General features: G+C 35.4%; 16 protein-coding genes. 2 read left to right on the forward strand and 14 right to left on the reverse strand.

All coding sequences use genetic code 11. The features are described from left to right. Positions 1 to 63: 63 nt before the first annotated feature. The 4 genes from GF867_RS09820 to GF867_RS09835 form a co-directional block, all read right to left on the reverse strand. A complete protein-coding gene (locus GF867_RS09820) occupies positions 64 to 1,254 on the reverse strand; it encodes a CapA family protein (RefSeq protein ID WP_153832933.1) in 1,191 nt (396 codons plus the stop codon). Between the two features lie 22 nt (positions 1,255 to 1,276). Then, positions 1,277 to 4,774 (reverse strand): pyruvate carboxylase, encoded by a 3,498-nt coding sequence (locus GF867_RS09825; RefSeq protein ID WP_153832934.1) that lies wholly within the window; start codon positions 4,772 to 4,774, stop codon positions 1,277 to 1,279. A 29-nt stretch (positions 4,775 to 4,803) separates the two neighbouring features. Further along, positions 4,804 to 5,523, reverse strand: a complete 720-nt coding sequence (locus tag GF867_RS09830) for a thermonuclease family protein (RefSeq protein ID WP_153832935.1) — start codon at positions 5,521 to 5,523, stop codon at positions 4,804 to 4,806. Between the two features lie 690 nt (positions 5,524 to 6,213). Further along, the gene (locus GF867_RS09835; protein WP_153832936.1) at positions 6,214 to 6,702 is read right to left on the reverse strand and encodes a PTS sugar transporter subunit IIB; all 489 of its coding nucleotides are present in this window, start codon (positions 6,700 to 6,702) and stop codon (positions 6,214 to 6,216) included. A 277-nt stretch (positions 6,703 to 6,979) separates the two neighbouring features. Between GF867_RS09835 and GF867_RS09840 the strand changes: the two genes are divergently transcribed. Further along, on the forward strand, positions 6,980 to 8,143 hold the full coding sequence (locus tag GF867_RS09840) for a helix-turn-helix domain-containing protein (RefSeq protein ID WP_153832937.1): 1,164 nt from the start codon (positions 6,980 to 6,982) through the stop codon (positions 8,141 to 8,143). Between the two features lie 42 nt (positions 8,144 to 8,185). Here the strand turns inward: GF867_RS09840 and GF867_RS09845 are convergent, their stop codons facing one another. The 9 genes from GF867_RS09845 to GF867_RS09885 form a co-directional block, all read right to left on the reverse strand. Continuing rightward, positions 8,186 to 8,659 (reverse strand): nucleoside deaminase, encoded by a 474-nt coding sequence (locus GF867_RS09845; RefSeq protein WP_153832938.1) that lies wholly within the window; start codon positions 8,657 to 8,659, stop codon positions 8,186 to 8,188. Positions 8,660 to 8,751: 92 nt separating this feature from the next. Continuing rightward, positions 8,752 to 8,979 (reverse strand): glutaredoxin-like protein NrdH, encoded by a 228-nt coding sequence (gene nrdH / locus GF867_RS09850; RefSeq protein ID WP_153832939.1) that lies wholly within the window; start codon positions 8,977 to 8,979, stop codon positions 8,752 to 8,754. Between the two features lie 200 nt (positions 8,980 to 9,179). Further along, positions 9,180 to 10,055, reverse strand: a complete 876-nt coding sequence (locus GF867_RS09855; RefSeq protein ID WP_172974006.1) for an LD-carboxypeptidase — start codon at positions 10,053 to 10,055, stop codon at positions 9,180 to 9,182. Between the two features lie 245 nt (positions 10,056 to 10,300). Beyond that, positions 10,301 to 11,095: an ABC transporter ATP-binding protein gene (locus GF867_RS09860; RefSeq protein ID WP_153832941.1), complete on the reverse strand. Its 795-nt coding sequence runs from the start codon at positions 11,093 to 11,095 to the stop codon at positions 10,301 to 10,303. Further along, positions 11,095 to 11,997: an ABC transporter permease gene (locus tag GF867_RS09865; protein ID WP_153832942.1), complete on the reverse strand. Its 903-nt coding sequence runs from the start codon at positions 11,995 to 11,997 to the stop codon at positions 11,095 to 11,097. Before GF867_RS09865 ends, GF867_RS09860 begins: the two co-directional genes overlap by 1 nt. Positions 11,998 to 12,002: 5 nt before the next feature. Then, on the reverse strand, positions 12,003 to 12,995 hold the full coding sequence (locus tag GF867_RS09870) for an ABC transporter substrate-binding protein (protein ID WP_153832943.1): 993 nt from the start codon (positions 12,993 to 12,995) through the stop codon (positions 12,003 to 12,005). Between the two features lie 332 nt (positions 12,996 to 13,327). Then, complete coding sequence (locus GF867_RS09875) at positions 13,328 to 13,501, reverse strand: hypothetical protein (protein WP_153832944.1); 174 nt, start codon at positions 13,499 to 13,501, stop codon at positions 13,328 to 13,330. Further along, the gene (locus tag GF867_RS09880; RefSeq protein ID WP_366927812.1) at positions 13,498 to 14,148 is read right to left on the reverse strand and encodes an ABC transporter substrate-binding protein; all 651 of its coding nucleotides are present in this window, start codon (positions 14,146 to 14,148) and stop codon (positions 13,498 to 13,500) included. The genes GF867_RS09875 and GF867_RS09880 overlap by 4 nt, the downstream gene beginning before the upstream one ends. Next, positions 14,130 to 14,327: an ABC transporter substrate binding protein gene (locus tag GF867_RS09885; protein ID WP_153832946.1), complete on the reverse strand. Its 198-nt coding sequence runs from the start codon at positions 14,325 to 14,327 to the stop codon at positions 14,130 to 14,132. The genes GF867_RS09880 and GF867_RS09885 overlap by 19 nt, the downstream gene beginning before the upstream one ends. Before the next feature lie 730 nt (positions 14,328 to 15,057). On the opposite strand from GF867_RS09885, the gene GF867_RS09890 reads away from it, so the two are divergent. Then, entirely contained in the window at positions 15,058 to 16,773 is a 1,716-nt protein-coding gene (locus GF867_RS09890; RefSeq protein WP_153832947.1) for an Rqc2 family fibronectin-binding protein, read from the forward strand. Between the two features lie 62 nt (positions 16,774 to 16,835). Here the strand turns inward: GF867_RS09890 and GF867_RS09895 are convergent, their stop codons facing one another. Beyond that, entirely contained in the window at positions 16,836 to 17,768 is a 933-nt protein-coding gene (locus GF867_RS09895; RefSeq protein WP_153832948.1) for a manganese-dependent inorganic pyrophosphatase, read from the reverse strand. Positions 17,769 to 17,811 lie beyond the last annotated feature (43 nt).

Here is a 17,811-nt window from a genome sequence, read left to right on the forward strand (position 1 = left end):
TACAAAAAAAAATCCCCAAACTCACTTTTAAGTTTGGAGATTCGACTTATTTATTTTTTATAATCAATCCAGATAATCCACAACTTCTACTTTATCTGTGAAATATTTCATTCTTTCGGTAATCATGTCGAATAAGTAATCAGCGTCAGCTAAACCATAATCCACACCATCAGCTAAAGGAATAACTAAGTATTCAGACTGTTCAGGTAATCCAAAATTATAGGTCGGCATAAACCGCATATTATCCAGCGTAACCTTTCCGTCGGAATCCTTCAAGAAAGTATATTCAACAATTCCACCGAGTTTTTCTTCTAATTGATATTGACCAGATAAGAAATTACCATGTGAGAAAATGCCAGCTTGAGATTCATTATAGTAAACGAAAGGTTGTAAAACGTGCGGGTGCCCGCCTAAAATAAAATTAGCCCCAGCATCTCTAGCAATTTGCATCACACTTAGCTGCTCTTCACTTGGTAGTACAGAATCATAACCGTTATGGAACATGACGACGGATAGATCAACCTGCTCATTTAAATGCTCAATTTCAAGCGGAATTAACTCACTATCGATTAAACTAAGTAAATAAGCTTCATCTTCTGGAATGTAATTACCATTGGCACCGTAAGAATAAGATAAGAAACCAACTTTTATCCCATTTACTTCAATAATACGTGGCGTATTGTAATCGTTCCAGCTTTCATAACTCCCAACATACATCATATCACGGTCTTGTAAAGCTTGTATGGATGCATGTGCTCCAACAGAACCAAAATCTAAGGTATGGTTTGTAGCATTATTTACAAGATCAACTCCCAAAACCTTAAGTTCATCAATGATCTCTTCTGGTACATTAAATAGTGGATAATTTGAAAAACCTAACTCGCCGGCAGCAGCAATTGTCTCTAGATTGGCTGTTGTAATATCTGCATTGCCAATATATTCTTTCACTGGTTCAAACATGTGAGCAAAATCATAACCATCAGCAGTTATTGCGTCATAATAAACCGTATCATGAACTAAGATATCACCAATTGAACGGATCGTAATCTTTTGAGACTCTTTTTCAATTGTCGCTTCACTTGTCGTTGCCTCTTCATCAGTACCAGAACTTTCAGCATTCGCCTCTTCTTGTGAAGATGACTGTTGCGATTGAGTTATTTGACCACAACCAGCTAACAAGAAAATAAAAATTCCACAGAATAATCCTATTACATATTTACTACTTAAACTATTTTTCACTTTTTGTCGAACCATGCACCTGCTCCTCGATAATTAATTAGTCTAGTTCTACTAGTAAATCCCCGCCCGCTACAATTTCTTGTGTAGAACAGTGAATTGCTTTAATTATACCATCTTTTGGTGCACGAATGGCAGTTTCCATCTTCATTGCTTCAGTAATGATTAAAACGTCACTTTGTTTCACTTGGTCGCCAACTTTAACTTCAATTGCAAATACAGTACCAGGCATTTGTGCAGCAACGTGTTGAGGATTTTGTAAATCAGCTTTTTGTTTAGTTGCGACAGTTACTTTTGCATTTAAGTCCTGAACAACCACAAAGTGTGACATACCATTCAAGTTAAAGAAGACAGTTCTAGTCCCATTTTCTTTAACGGATCCAATACTTGTTAATTCAATTAACATTGTTTTACCAGGTTCTAGGTCAATTGCTAATGTTTCGTGCGGACGCATTCCATAGAAGAATGTAGGTGAATCCAACATATCAACCAAACCTGTTTCAGCAACAAAATCTAGGAAATCTTTGAAAACTTTCGGATATAAGGCATAACTTAAGAGTAATTTTTCATCAATTTCCCCGTGGATACGTTGACTAATAATTTCTCTTGCTTCATCAAAATTATAGTCTGCCATGTGTTTACCAGGACGATCTGTATAAGCAACTTCGTCTTTTAATACAGCTTTTTGAAGTGCTTTGTTCATTCCACCCGCTGGTTGACCGATTTCACCCTTGAAGAATGATACAACTGATTGAGGGAAGTCAAGAGTCATCCCCTTCTCGATAACACTCTCTTCATCCAAGTCATTTTGAACCATGAATAAAGCCATATCTCCTACAACTTTTGACGAAGGCGTAACTTTTACAATATCTCCAAATAAGAAGTTTACACGACGATACATTGCAAGGACTTCGTGATAACGTTCACCCAATCCCATTGATTTAGCTTGCATTCTTAAGTTACTATATTGGCCACCAGGCATTTCATATTCATAAACTTGTGTCCAAGCACTTGTTAGGTCAGTTTCAAATGATTTGTAATATTTGCGTGTTTCTTTCCAATAATCTGCAGATAAATCATTTGCAACAGGATTAAGTAAAACTTCACGTTGTGTTCCTTGACGACCATAGTAAAGCGAGTTATCACTTGGTTGAGAGTTTTGTCCAGCCAAAGCTTGATTGGCTGTATCCACAATATCAACTCCAGCATCAATCGCACGTGAGTAAGTTAATAAACCATTGCTGCTAGTATCATGCGTATGTAAGTGAAGCGGCACTTTAATTTCAGATTTTAAAACCGAAATTAATTGATAGGCTGCTTCAGGTTTTAAAACACCAGACATATCTTTAATTGCAAGTGAATGTACACCCAATGCTTCAATTTGCTTCGCTAACTCTACATAATAATCTAATGTATACACTTCAGAACGCTTAGGATTACTAATATCACCCGTATAACAGATTGTTCCTTCAACAAACTTACCTGTTTCTAAAGCCAACTCAATTGGTAATTTCATCGATTCTAACCAGTTTAGTGAATCAAAGATTCTAAAAACATCAATTCCTTCACGAGCACTCGTTGCGATAAATTGTTTAACAACATTATCAGGATAGTTTTGATATCCTACAGCATTTGATGCTCTGAGTAACATTTGGAATGGAATGTCTGGAATAGCCAGACGTAGTTTTTCTAGACGATCCCACGGGCTTTCTTTTAAGAAATTGTATGCAACATCAAATGTAGCCCCACCCCACATCTCAAGTGAGAAGTAGTCGCGCATTGTTTCATTCATGAATGGCGCAATTTTTAGCATGTCGTTCGTTCTCATACGAGTAGTTAAAACTGATTGATGCGCATCTCTTAGCGTTGTATCTGTCAATAGAACATTTTTCTCTTTTAAGACAGCATCTGCGACAGCTTTAGGACCTTGCTTATCAAGAATATGTTTAAAGCTAGGCTTAGTGTGAGCTGGTATTTCTAATGTTTGGCCCAATGTATCACCAGATTGTAACGCAATTGTTTGATGATATCCTTTAATTCTAGGGATTTCACGTTTTTCAAAAATTGGTTTAGGTCCATCGCTTACACCAGGGAATCCATTAACAGAAATATTTGCGATATATTTTAATAATTTGTTTCCACGGTCACGAGACGGTACGAACTCGAATAATTCTGGATATTCTGTAATAAAACTAGTATCATAATCACCCTCTACAAAACGTGGATGTGACACAATATTTTGTAAGAATTTGATATTTGTTTTAATGCCGTTGATTTTCATTTCAGTTAAAGCACGTTCCATTTTTTCGATTGCCCAACGAGGTTGTAAAGCAAATGTAGAAATTTTAACTAATAAAGAGTCATAGTAAGGTGTGATCTCAGCACCAGTAAAGGCACCTCCACCATCTAAACGTACCCCAGTACCACCTGGTGATTGATAACCAATGATGCGACCTGAGTCAGGTGCAAAGTCATTCAATGGATCTTCAGAAGTCACACGGCCTTGAATCGCATAACCAAGCAAACGAATATCTTCTTGTTTAGGCACTCCGACTTCATCGGAGAACATTCCTAAACCTTCAGCAATTTTAATTTGTGTTTTTACAATATCAATCCCTGTAACTAGCTCAGTAATTGTATGTTCTACTTGGATACGAGGGTTTACTTCAATAAAGTAAAAGTCATCACCAGCTACTAAAAATTCTACTGTACCAGCATTTAAATAACTAACATTCTCCATTAATTGAATCGAAGCATCTGCTAATCGTTGACGCATGCTTTCAGACAAGTTGAAAGATGGAGCGACTTCTACTACTTTTTGATGACGTCTTTGAATTGAACAATCACGTTCAAACAAGTGAATCACATTGCCGTGCATGTCTCCTAGAATTTGAACTTCAATATGTTTAGGGTTTGCTACGTATTTCTCAACATAAATACGATCATCCCCGAAAGAAGTTTTAGCTTCAGATTTTGCACGTTGGTACGCATCCGCAAATTCATCACCATTGTTCACGATACGCATCCCTTTACCGCCACCACCACTAACTGCTTTAATCATTACCGGATAGCCATGTGATTCAGCAAAAGACATGGCCTCTGATAAATCTTTAATCGCTCCATCAGTACCTGGAATTACAGGTAACCCTGCAGCAATGGCAGTTTCTCTAGCGCGAGTTTTATTACCGAACATTTCTAAGTGACGCGATTCAGGTCCTACAAAAATAATCCCCTCTTCACGACAACGTTTAGCAAATTCGATGTTTTCACTCAAAAAGCCGTAACCAGGATGAATAGCATCTACATTCTTTTCTTTCGCTAATTTAATAATGCCTTCAATATCTAAATAAGCTTCGATAGGACCTAAATCTTTACCGACTAAATAAGACTCATCAGCGCGTTGGCGGTGCAAGCCTCCCATATCTTCTTTAGAGTAAATTGCTACAGTGCTAATCCCTACCTCCTTACAAGCTCGGAAAATACGAATGGCAATTTCGCCACGGTTAGCAACTAATAACTTCTCTATCTTTTTATACATGGTTCTTCCTCATTTCTAAAAATTGTTTCCTAATCTACTTGGTTAAAATAGCCATTATCCTCGACGTATCCTTCAATACTCCAAATGTTTAACTCAGCCTTTTGAGCACTTTTTTGAGCAGCTCGGAATGCTTCTTCCAGTGTGTTATTTGGAGGATTTACATAACGAACACTTGCCAAACCCTCTAACAATAGTTGTTCGGCAATCAGTAAATCATCAGCGTATAAATAAGCTAACACGCGAGCATAATTATCAGTAGTAGGCCCTTCATCTAACATTAAATAGACATTGTTAGCCTCTTTGAATAATTGATCATTTCGATTAGATGCCTCTTTACCATATGGTTGAACGCTTGTTCCTTCTTTTACAGATTCAGGGGTATCAATCATTAAATGACGAACTCTTAAGTTATGTCCATTCAGACTCACAATTTGAGTATCACCATCAACTACACGTTCGTAAGTGACTGGAATTTTAACTAATTTAGGTAAAATATCAAAATTCTCGCCGTCGAAATCATTAATAACCGCTGTTAATTCTTCGTTAGTCGAGGTTCGTTCACCCGACTGAGAAGTAACTGTGTTTGCGTTATTTTGAGTATCTGACCCAAAAAAATCGGTAAAATTAACGCTACCACCAGCTGCTAAAAGAATAACTATAGCAACTAACCACTTAAATAAACCATTCTTGCCACCATTAGGTCCATTTGAAACGATTTTTTTCAATTGTTTTTTCTGCTTTTCTTGCAAAATTTCCACCTCTGAAGTTTATAATAATTATTAATGTTTATATTAAATGATATTTTAATGAGGTATTTCTAATTTAGTATAGCATTTAAAACACTAAAAAAACACTAGCCAATTAATTTTATTATGTTGACGCCCAAAATACTAGCTTAAAGAATCAGAAAATTCTCTGAATTTTCCCGAGACCTAGATAGAATTGCTTAAACTCTTCATATAGCGCTGAGATACAAAGGAGTAAAATTGTGTATAGCGTACTTAATTAAATTACCTTACATAGCCTTCAGTAGTTCTTATTAAAAATGAAGTGGCATTAAATCATCTTTAAATAATAATAATGTCGCAAGAAAATTTTGGACAAGTCCAAGGCTTTAGAATTCCTGTAACAATTCTAATTGGATAATAAAGCGTTGTTTTAGTGAAACACTAAACATAGCTCAGCGATTTATTTTCCCAAGCGAGATAAAGGCTAATTGGCGCAGCTGCTCTGACTATAAGCACAGCGAATTCTTTATTACAGCCTAGTCAATTGATCTGGAAAATCCCGTACATTATGAATACCAATGAGAATTTGAAAGCGACCACCGCCTTGGAAAACAATTAGCAGATTGAGGCACAAGTTTTAGTAAATCAACAGATAATCTCGTATATAAAAAACGCCACTCTTTTGACGGAATGACGTTTTGATCTAGTCTATTAGTTGATAAAGTGATCTAATTTTGAAGTTAACGCCTGTGATTCGTCCTCAGGTTGAGTTTTCGAATCAATTTCAATACCTAATTGAACAAATGATTCTAATATACTAAAGTCATGCTCATCTAAAGAAAGTGAATTCGTCAAGTGCCTTTTACCATGTTCAAAAGCAATACTACCTAAATTGATACGTGGGATGACAATTCCACCCTCTACGAGTTGATTAATATCATTCAGTGTTGCTGTGATTAGTAATATCTGTTTATCTTCTTTGATTAATGGGATTTGTTTGATAGCTTTCTCAACTGAGTAATAACGAGAATTTATTTTATCTGGAACTGCCATATCCAGAAGACCTTGACGCATTTTATTAGAAGCTAAATCATCATTAACTACGACAATTAAATTAGCCTCTAGCGCCTCACACCATCTTGTTGCAACCTGACCATGTATAAAATGATCATCAATGTGAGCCATCTTTATTGTAGACATTCTCCAATTCTTTCCTTTCACAATTCCCTGTGGGATTGATAAATACAATGCAACTTATTATAGCAAAACAAGAAGAAAACGAAAGGTAATAACTTGTTTTTTTTAATAACTGTTGTATCTAAAATGATTATAACGTTGTCTTAAATAATAAAATAAACTTTTTAAAATGTTAATTACATACAAAAATAACCAAATTGTTAGTAGTTGTATAATTTTTAGTGTATACTGAAATGGTAATTAAAATTCATTTAGATAAATAAACAAGAAAGGACTCATTATGTATACTAAAACAACCGCAATGGCAACAACAAATCTTTTTGAACAATTGACTGTTTCTCAAGATGTTAGACAAAAACCGCGCAATCGCATGATGACCATTCAGAAGAACTACAGTGATACTTTTTTTCAATTTAAAAAACCTGTAACATTAACAGCTAACAGTGGAATCGCTTTGCTTGTTGTTACAGATGACCCTTATAACCCAGAATCCTATCAAGAATATATTCTGCAAGGTTCTATCACATTAGCAAGTAACGTTTATTTTAATACGTTAACCGTTACGAAGCAATGCAGCATCTTTTTAGAGCCACAACAGGTTGATGACCCTATATTAATAAGTGTTCCTAAACGCTTTAAAGTAAAATACAGCGATGCTGTTGTACAAGTTAATCAAATATTTAGTGTTCTGTATCAAGTTAAGACTGCCCCGTTTGTCACACAATTTCAAGACCGAGATTATTTTGAGTTAATAATCGTCGATCAAGGTGAAATGAATCACCGAGTTAACGGTAAAGACTTTATGCTTGGACAACATGAATGTATGGTGTTATTTCCAAATCAGAATTTCACTCAAGAAATTAAAACTGACGGGGTAACTACCTATCTGACGATAATGTTTGATGCTACAGGTTTAGATGAGGTCATGAGTAATCGTGTGTATCATTTAAGTAATAAACATGCTAATTTAATTGAAAAAATTGTGAAATTATCGACCCAACCTAACTCTCGTTATTATAGTGATGAGATTTACTTGAACTTTAAGAATATTTTATTGAGTTTAATTCAAGGTCAAGCGGATAATATTGAAGAAGCAACCACTTCAATGCGTGAAAATTATGAAAATGAATTATTTCAAGCAATTGTGGATTACTTACATCAGAATGTTGAGGAGCAGAATCAAGTTAATGATTTAGTCGATCATTTTGCACTTTCTCGCTCTACTCTTCAAATGCTCTTTAAAAAATATGCAAATACATCACCTAAAGCATATATTAATCAGTTAAGATTAAAACGAAGCAAGATACTAATTCGTGATTCAAAAATGAGTCTTTCTGAAATCGCAAATGAATTAGGCTATGGTTCGATTCAATATTTCTCACGTGCTTTTAGTCGTGAATTCGGCATGAGCCCTTCAAGTTATGCAAAATCATTAGTTAAATAAAACTAGAGACCTATCCAGTCATTTTTGACGGATAGGTCTTTTTCAATTAAAAACTTTTTGATGTAATCCCTTTACTCTTTCAGCTAAATCATCAACTGGACCTTCAACGATACAATTATTAATTACTTCTTCGATGGGTAAAGCTTTTACTGGGCTTTCTTTCCAACCGAATTCTTTTGACCATGCTTGTAATTGTGTCGAAGAACTTGCAAAAACAATTCTACCTAATCCAACCCATCCATGGGCAGCCGCACACATCGGACAGTGCTCTCCAGAAGTATAGACAGTTGCTTTTAAACGATCGTTCTCGCTTAAGTGATTTGCAGCCCAACGTGCAATCGCAAATTCTGGATGGCGAGTATGATCGCCACTTGAGACCTCATTATGTCCTTCGAATAAAATCACTCCTGCTTCCGATACAAGTATTGAACCGAAAGCTTGGTCACCTTTTTCAACAGCTAATTCAGCTAGATCAACAGCTTTGACCAAATATTGATAATCTTTAGCACTAATCATCTTTTTAACTCCTTTTCGATAGAGGCTCAACAATTTTAGCTTTTTTTAAAACAATAACACCCGCTAAGGGTGAACTTAACGGGCGAAATTAATTATGCTAATTTTTCTAATAAATCTGGTCTGAAGCCAAAAAATGGCTTTTCACCGTCAATAACAACAACTGGTAAAGATTGAAAACCTAAATCTTTAACTGTTTTTAATGCTTTTTCATTTTCATAAACATCATACGTTGTATATGAGATATCTTTCTCATCAAGAAACTTTTTAGTAAATGTACACTGCATGCAGTTTGGTTTTGAATAGACTGTAATATTTTTCATATAATTCACTCGTTTCCATTAAATATTAGTGTCTTCATCATACTTAATCCTTCCAAAAAAAACAACCATATATAGTAGGTTTAAGTAATTCTAACACTAAATATTGCGGTTAAGATAAAATTCAATAGATTGAATGTTTTAATGCTTAGAATATTTCTAACTCAATTTAGTAAGAATATTGTTTAAATATTTAGAGAATTTCACAAGCGCATTTTAAATGGATAAACTTTGTTATGATGTCCGATATATTGAGAATGATAAAGTTCTAACCGATATTGACTTGCATAGTTTCTAGCTAAATCATACAGCGCTTGTTCTTGTTGCTTGTTATGAATTTCAGTAAAATTTCCTAAAATAAGATAGTCAACTTCGGTAAAAATTCCAATAAGAGATAATTGTGCAAAATAAGTTCTGATTTTTTCGATATCGCCTGAGTATGCTTCTAGTAGTAAAACATTAGCTCTATTTTTCGGCCAATAGTCAGTGCCTGCCAATTTTAGAAAACAACGAATATTACCACCGATTACATTCTGTGGTTTAAGCGTTGCATGCCGATTTGAAATATCTGCATTTAAAATCTGCCATTCAATTGAAGTTTGTTCGACAAACACACTTTCAAATCCCATTTTTGCCGTTTCGGATTCAGCTTCAACTAATTTTAATAATTGAAAATTAACTGGTATGATAGACTCTGTCTGCATAAAACTATTTAACAGAACCGAGTTATCACTATAGCCCACATAATATTTTTGCCCAGTTACTTTTAAGTGTTTCCAATCCGCTTCTGTAAAAACTGCTAATAATTCATTGCTTAAATCTCCACCACTGACATCAAACACAGCCTTTATTTCTGACTTAGTAATAGAATCTACCAAGATGTCTGCCCTGCTTCGGGCAGATAAAGTCATACCAGTATTATTATCAATAAAAACCGAAGGTTGAATGACCACTTTAAAAGCATAGTCTTCTTCTAATAATTTCTTTAATTTTTCGATTTTTTCGACATTCCCAGACGTTCGAGCTAAGCCATTTGAACAACCTAATATAACAACATGGTCACCACGATTTAATTTCATTTTAACACTCCTTATCATTAGTCATTATACAGCAATTCTAATGTTTCATACTACGTCTGAAACCTCATTCATTTAATATGCCTAATATCTCTAAATACTTGGTAACCTCTTATATAGGGGGAAAAGAACGTCAGTGAGGAAGCGCAAGCAACTTCCACAACACGGTGAGTGAAACAATTATCCCTATTTATAATTCTTTACAAATAAAAAACGTACACTCGTAAAAAAGAGTGTACGTTTTGTTTTTAATCTTCGATTGCGACACCATTTTCAAAACCAGATAAATGTTCGATTGTACTAAATAAATCTGCAGCGGTTAACTTAGGTATTTCGTCTTTCGTAAAAATCTTACTGATTTGTCCTTGGTGCATGACGATAATACGATCACTATAAGTCAAAGCGTCCTGTAGATGATGTGTAATCATTAGTGTAGTTAAATTTAATTTTTTGACAATATCTTGTGTCATTGCCATCACCTGTTTAGCTGTTCGAGGATCGAGAGCTGCTGTATGTTCATCTAATAATAATAACTCAGGTTGCTGTAGCGTCGCCATAACTAAAGAAATTGTTTGACGCTGCCCACCAGATAAATTTTCAATGGGTACATCTAATCTTTTTTCTAAATCCAAACGGAATGGCTTAAGGTATTCTACCATTTCTTGATAGTTTCTTTCAGTTAATGAACGGCCAAACAAGCGATTTTCGCCTCTTTTGCGAGCCAACATTAAATTTTCAAAGACTGTCATACGTGGGGCAGTTCCCATTCGAGGATCCTGAAAAACACGTCCGATATTACGCGCAATCTCCATCGGTTTTAAACTAGAAATCTCATGATTTCCTAAATATATTTGTCCTTCATCTAACTTAATCTGCCCAGATAAACAATTAAACAAAGTTGATTTACCCGCACCATTTGTTCCAATAACTCCGATGACTTCGCCTTTTTCAATTGATAAGTTAACATCATTCAAGCCAGAAACAAGGTCGCCTTTACCACGATTAAATCGTTTGGTTACACCTTGTAATTCAATATGTGCCATTATCTGCGCCCTCCTTTGTTGCCTACAGTGTTAGTTTTTGGTGATAATTTCGCTTTAACTGACGGGAAAGCTAGGAATAACGCTAAAACGGTAGCAGAAATTAAGCGGAAATCATTTGAATTAAAGCCTAAGCGTAGAACAAATACTAAAATTACACGATAAATGATTGCACCTACGATAATGGAGACAAGACGTTTGGCTAAAGTTAATTCATTTTTCAGCAATACTTCGCCAATTACGATTGAAGACATGGCTACAACAACCGTTCCTGAACCCATTTGGATATCTGAAAATCCGTTATCTTGAGCCACCAAAGCTCCACTTAAAGCAATCAGCCCATTCGCAAACATTAAAGCTACACGAATCATTTGAGGTGTATTAATGCCTAATGAATTTGCCATTATTTCGTTATCTCCTGTAGCGATAACCGCTTGACCAATATCAGTCTTGAAGAAAAATACCATAATTAGAATACAAATAATAACGAAAATAAGGCCAACTGCAATACGCGCATATAATGATTCGTTAAGAAAATTACGCATTAAATCAAATAATGTATCGGTTCCTCGGAAACTTAAGTTTGGGTTCCCCATAATACGTAAATTAATGGAATATAGAGCGGTTAGTGTAATAATACTAGCTAATAAGGCTGGTATTTCGAAATATGTCGTTAAAAAGCCAGTAATTAAACCTGCAATCATCCCTGCCCCTATCGCTGCCAATGTAGCGATAATTGGATGAACCCCATTCGTTGCCAAGGTAGCAGCCGTAGCTGCTCCCATGGTAAACGATGCTTCACTTGTTAAATCTGCAAAACGTAAAATTCTAAAACTGATATATAAGCCTAAACCCATGATACTCCATAGAATACCTTGAGCGACTGCGCTAAAGTATATTGCCATAAAAATTATTCCCCACTTAAATCTTCTAATGTTTCTAACAAGCCAGCTTCAATTTCAACATTCAATCTTTCAGCTGTATCTGAGTTATAAACTAATCGTAAGTTTTCAACAAAGTGAATTGGAATATCCCCAATTGCAGTACCGTTTAAGACTTCAATTCCGATTTTAGCTGCTTCAATTCCTAAATCTGCTTGATTAATCGCTACAGCAGCTAAACCACCTTGTTCTACCATGTTGTCAACACTTGGATAAACTGCAATATCCATACGATCTGTTGCGTCTAAAAGCGTTTCAAATGCTGATGCAATTGTGTTATCTGATCCTACATAGATAGCATCTACTTGAGAACTTAAATTTTCAGCAACCATTTGCATATCAAGTGTTGTCGCAATTCCTTCAACCACTACTTCTAAGCCCATACTTTCGGCAACTTCTTTAGCAGACTCAATTTCAGCTTGTGCATTATCTTCACTAGATGTGTAAATCATACCAATTTTTTTAATGCTTGGATCAACCTGTAACATTAAATCAAAATGTTTTTCTAGTGGAAATGCATCACTTGTTCCGCTGATATTTTCTCCTGGTTTTTCAACATCTTCAACTAATCCAGCCGATACTGGATCAGTCACACCAGCCATGATAATTGGTAATTCAGAGGTTTGGTTTTGGAATGCTTGAGATACGGGTGTTGTCACTGCAAAAATTAAATCAGGTTCTTCTGAAACTACCTGTTCAGCAATTGTACTTAATAGGTTGATGTCAGCTTCAGCGTTGTGAAACTCAATGGTTAAGTTTTCACCTTCGACATAACCATTTGCAGCTAATTCGTCTTTAATACCTTGAACAATTTGATCTAAAGAAGGATGGCTCACGAATTGAACAATCGCAATATCAATTGCTTCTTGTGCGTTAACTTGTAAAGGTGTTAAACCAAATGAGGAGAAAAGAACTGTGACTAAAGTGACTACTGCTAATACCGTTTTTTTAAATTGTTTCATAATAAATCGCTCCTTTTTAAATGTATAATAAAAAACGCCGACAACATAGCTATGTGTCCGCGTTACGCAAAAAAACCACATAGTATGTTTAAAACATCTACGTGGTAAACTGGATGAGTCGCCACACAGATACAACTTCAGTACAAACTGGGCTGTATCCATGGAATATGTCCAAGTCTACAACCTTATCTATGCCAGCTTTGCCAGCTATTAAAAATAGTATTGTTGATTTGTAACATATGATTGGCTCCTCTCTCTTAAATTTATATTAATCTTACGCCTCATTTACGATGATGTCAAGCAATTTTAATTATTCCCACACCATTTTCTCATTAAATGGTGTAACTTAATATTTTGGCAGTTTTTTCTGCGTTTAAGTCTCCTAGTTTAGTAAGTAAATCAGTTGGAATTTCAATGTTTAAGCGGTTTGCTGTATCAGAATTATAAACTGAACGCAATTTTTTAGCGAAGTGAACCGGTATATCACCAATTGGTGTTCCATTCAATACTTCAATATCCCCACCCTTGCTGCCTCCGTTCCTAAATCAGCTTGGTTAATCGCAATTGCTGCAAGTCCACCTTGTTGGACCATAATATCAACACTTGGGTAAACGGCGATATTCATTCGATCGGTAGCATCTAATAATGATTCAAACGCATTATCAGAACCTACATAGATTGCATCTACTTTGGAACTTAAGTTTTCAGCAGCCATTTGCATGTCGAGTGTCGAAGCAATGATCGTCATTTCAACTTTTAAACCAAGGCTTTCTGCAATTTCTTTAACATTCTCAGCTTCCACTTGTGCATTATCTTCACTCGATGTGTAAATCATGCCTAATGTTTCAATATTAGGGTCGATGGCTAACATCAACTTCAAATGTTCATCTAAGAGATATTGATCGCTTGAACCGGATATATTACCACCTGGTTTTTCTAAACTATCAACTAAGCCAGCTGCTATTGGATCATTAATCCCTGTCATGACGATAGGGATTTCATCAGTTTGATTCTGAAAAGTTTGAGGTACTGGGGTCGTAACCGCAAAAATCAAATCAGGATTTTGCGAAATAACATGCTCAGCAATAGTGCTTAGTAAGTTAATATCTGCTTCAGCATTGTGAAAGTCAATCGTTAAGTTTTTACCTTCGATATACCGTTAGCTGCTAATTCATCTTTCACACCTTGGACAATTTGGTCGAGTGAAGGATGACTAACATATTGGACAATCGCAATATCAATTGTTTCTTCAGCTTTGACTGGCACCACCATAGTTGTTACACATACAAAAATCGTTGATAAAACCTTTATCACTTTGAATAATTGCTTCATTTTTATTTGCTCCTTTTTATTGAAAAATATAAAAAAACGCCGACAACATACAATGTGTCCGCGCTAAATAGCAAAAATACCACATAGTATGTTTAAAACATCTACGTGGTAAACTGGAAGAATCGCCACATAGATACAACTTCAGTGCAAACTGGGCTGTATCCATGGAATATGTCCAAGTTTACAACCTCATCTATGCCAGCTGTGCCAGCTATTAAATTTGTTTGTGTTATTGTTTAACATATTCTTGGCTCCTCTCTTATGAATTGTATTTAATGATAACGGTGCCTAATTATAAAGTCAAGGAATTTCTAATTTATTTTTAATGATACAAAGGATTATATTTTTTATGTTGATTTACTGCGTTTTATGTTTTACTCAGCTTATTGTTTTCCAAGGCGTGGTCGCTTTTAAAACCTCACTGAAGTTCGTGCTTTTCCAGCTCAATAGGCTAGGTTCTGTCTACTTCGCTTTCTTTACTTATAGTCAGAGCCGCTGCGCCGATTGCCCTTGATACTCCTTTGGAAAACAAGACGCTGAGCTACAAAAGTAAAGCGATTTAATCAAATTAATTCTGCTAAACGGAATTTAAGCCCTCGGACTCGTCTGAGGATTTCTGATGTTTCTTGATATTCTGATTAGTTATGTCTGCTAAAATAATTATTAGGTATTTTGCAAAAATAATAGTAAACTAGTAGAGTAGTCTATTTAGACATAAGGAGGTTTTATCATGTCTTTTGATGGTTTCTTTACCCGAGCGCTTGTTAATGAATTAAAAGAACAATTGCTTGGAGGTAGAATTCATAAAATATATCAACCCTTTGAACAAGAATTACAATTTGTGATTCGAGCTAATCGACAAAATCAACGTTTAGCTGCTTCAATTCATCCTACCTATTATCGGGTACTCTTAACAGAGGAACGCCCAAGTAATCCGACACATGCGCCAATGTTTTGTATGTTAATGCGTAAACATTTGGAGAACGCCATCGTTCTTGATATTCGTCAGATTGAAAATGATCGAATTATCGAATTTGAATTAAGTGGTCGCGATGAATTAGGCGATTTGCAGAACTATTTGTTAATTTTTGAATTAATGGGTAGACATAGTAATATTCTATTAATCAATTCGAGAACTTCAACAATAATTGATTGTATTAAACATGTATCCCCTGCCCTAAATTCATACCGTTCTTTACAGCCAGGTGCAACTTACGTTCGTCCTCCAAGTAACTCACAACAAAGTAATATCCTTTCTCTATCGGAAACGGACTTAAGTGATTGGATTCAAGCTAATGAAGATAAAATAGTCGCTGGACAAGCGCATCAAGTGACGCAGGGATTAAGTAAAATGGCAGCTGAAGCACTTGCTTTCTTAATTAAGGAAAGAAATCTAACCCCACAGGAAGCGATTCAGTGGTTTATTTATGAAGTAAAAGAACAGTCTAAACCCCTGCTATTTGTTGCTGAGAACACCGTGAAATTTTATTTAATTGATTTACCTAACCTTGAAGGAAAACGTCAAGAACTTCAGACTTTTTCGAAAGTTTTAGCCGAATTTTTCACCCAAAAAGTCCATTTAGACCGTGTAAAACAATTATCTGGCGATATGATTCAGAAAATCAAGCACGTTATTGGGCGTAATGAACTTAAGCTCGAAAAGCTGTCTAAAGAACGCGAAATAGCCAGCGCTGCTGATACTTATCGTATTAAAGGCGAGCTATTAAACGCTTATGCTTATCGTATACAAAAAGGTTTAACTGAGGTAGAATTAGAAAATTATTATGAGGATAATGCACTGATGACGGTAGAGCTTGACCCACGTAAGACTCCTATTGAGAATAGTCAACAATACTTTAAGAAATATGCGAAATATCGTGACTCCTTAAAGTATATAGACCAACAAGAGGAATTAGCATTAGGGGAAAATGATTATCTTGATGGCATTCTCGTTCAATTATCTCAAGCTGACTTAGAAGATATTGAAATGATTAAACAAGAGTTAACAGACGAAGGATATGTCAGTCAACGCAAAGGCTCCGTTAAAAAGCGGGCTAAGAGTACCTCTAAGCCACGTCGCTACCGTTCAAGTGATGGTGTGATGATTTACGTCGGCCGCAATAATCAACAAAACGATGAATTGAGTATGAAAAAAGCTGCTAAAAATCATTGGTGGTTACATACGAAAGATATACCAGGGGCTCACGTTATCATTGAATCAGATCGCCCTTCTGATCAAACAATGAAAGAAGCGGCAGAAATTGCTGCTTACTATTCTAAATTCCAACATTCAGCCAATGTGCCAGTAGATACAGTTCAAGTAAAACACTTGCATAAACCTAATGGTGCTAAACCTGGTTTTGTTATTTATGAAGGACAACAAACTTTATTTGTGACACCAGTGGAAACTGATATCAATACCCTTTCCGTTGATAAAGAAGAATAAAAAAATAATCCTGAACAACTTAGCTCACGCTTTGTTTGTTCAGGATTATTTGATGTAATTAATTAAACAGTATAGCTTTCAGTTAATTGTGGAACAACTTGTTTTTTACGTGACACTACACCAGGTAGTTCTAATTGTTGTTCAACAACTGGCACTTTAAATGCCTTTTCCACAGCGGCGAAGTCGTTACCAACGACTAAACCGATTGAATTACTTTCTAGAATATCCGTAATAATTAAAACAGATAATTCTAAATCACCTGCTGCCATAAACTCTGTAGCCATTTGATCTAACAAAGCTGATTTACGCGCAAGAATATCTTCAAAGTCAACAACATTAACTTGTCCAATACGTACTTTTTTACCATCCATATCAAAGTTTTTAGCATCTGAATTTAATAATTCAGTTTCTGATTTGCTACTTAAATCAGTACCCGATTTTAATAAATCCATACCATAAACCTCTAAATTAACATCCGCTATTTTAGATAGCTCAATGGCTGCATTTTCATCTTGATTAGTAGTTGTAGGTGATTTAAACAATAGTGTATCCGAAATAATGGCAGATAACATTAAACCTGCAATTGCTTTAGGAATATCGTAGCTATGTTCAACAAACATCTTGAATAAAATAGTTGCAGTACAACCAATTGGTTCTGCACGATAATATAGTGGTTGAGCTGTCTCAAATCCACTAATACGGTGGTGGTCCACTACATAATCTACTGTCACTTCACTTAAATCTTCTACTGACTGAACTGACTCGTTATGGTCCACTAAAGCTACATTCGACACTTCATTAGCAACCGTTGTGACAACACGTGGTGCTGAAACGTTGAAATAATTTAAAGCAAAAGCTGTTTCATCATTTACTTCGCCTAAAGCGACTGGTTCAGCCTCTTCACCTTGTTTTTCTAGAAAATAACTCATCGCAATTGCTGAAGCAATTGTGTCCGTATCAGGATTTTTGTGTCCAAACACTAAATATTTCGTCATAAAAGAATAATCCTCCTTGAATATGCTTACCATTATAGTTTAC

It is taken from the genome of Fundicoccus ignavus (assembly GCF_009659375.1).
Classification (GTDB): domain Bacteria; phylum Bacillota; class Bacilli; order Lactobacillales; family Aerococcaceae; genus Fundicoccus; species Fundicoccus ignavus.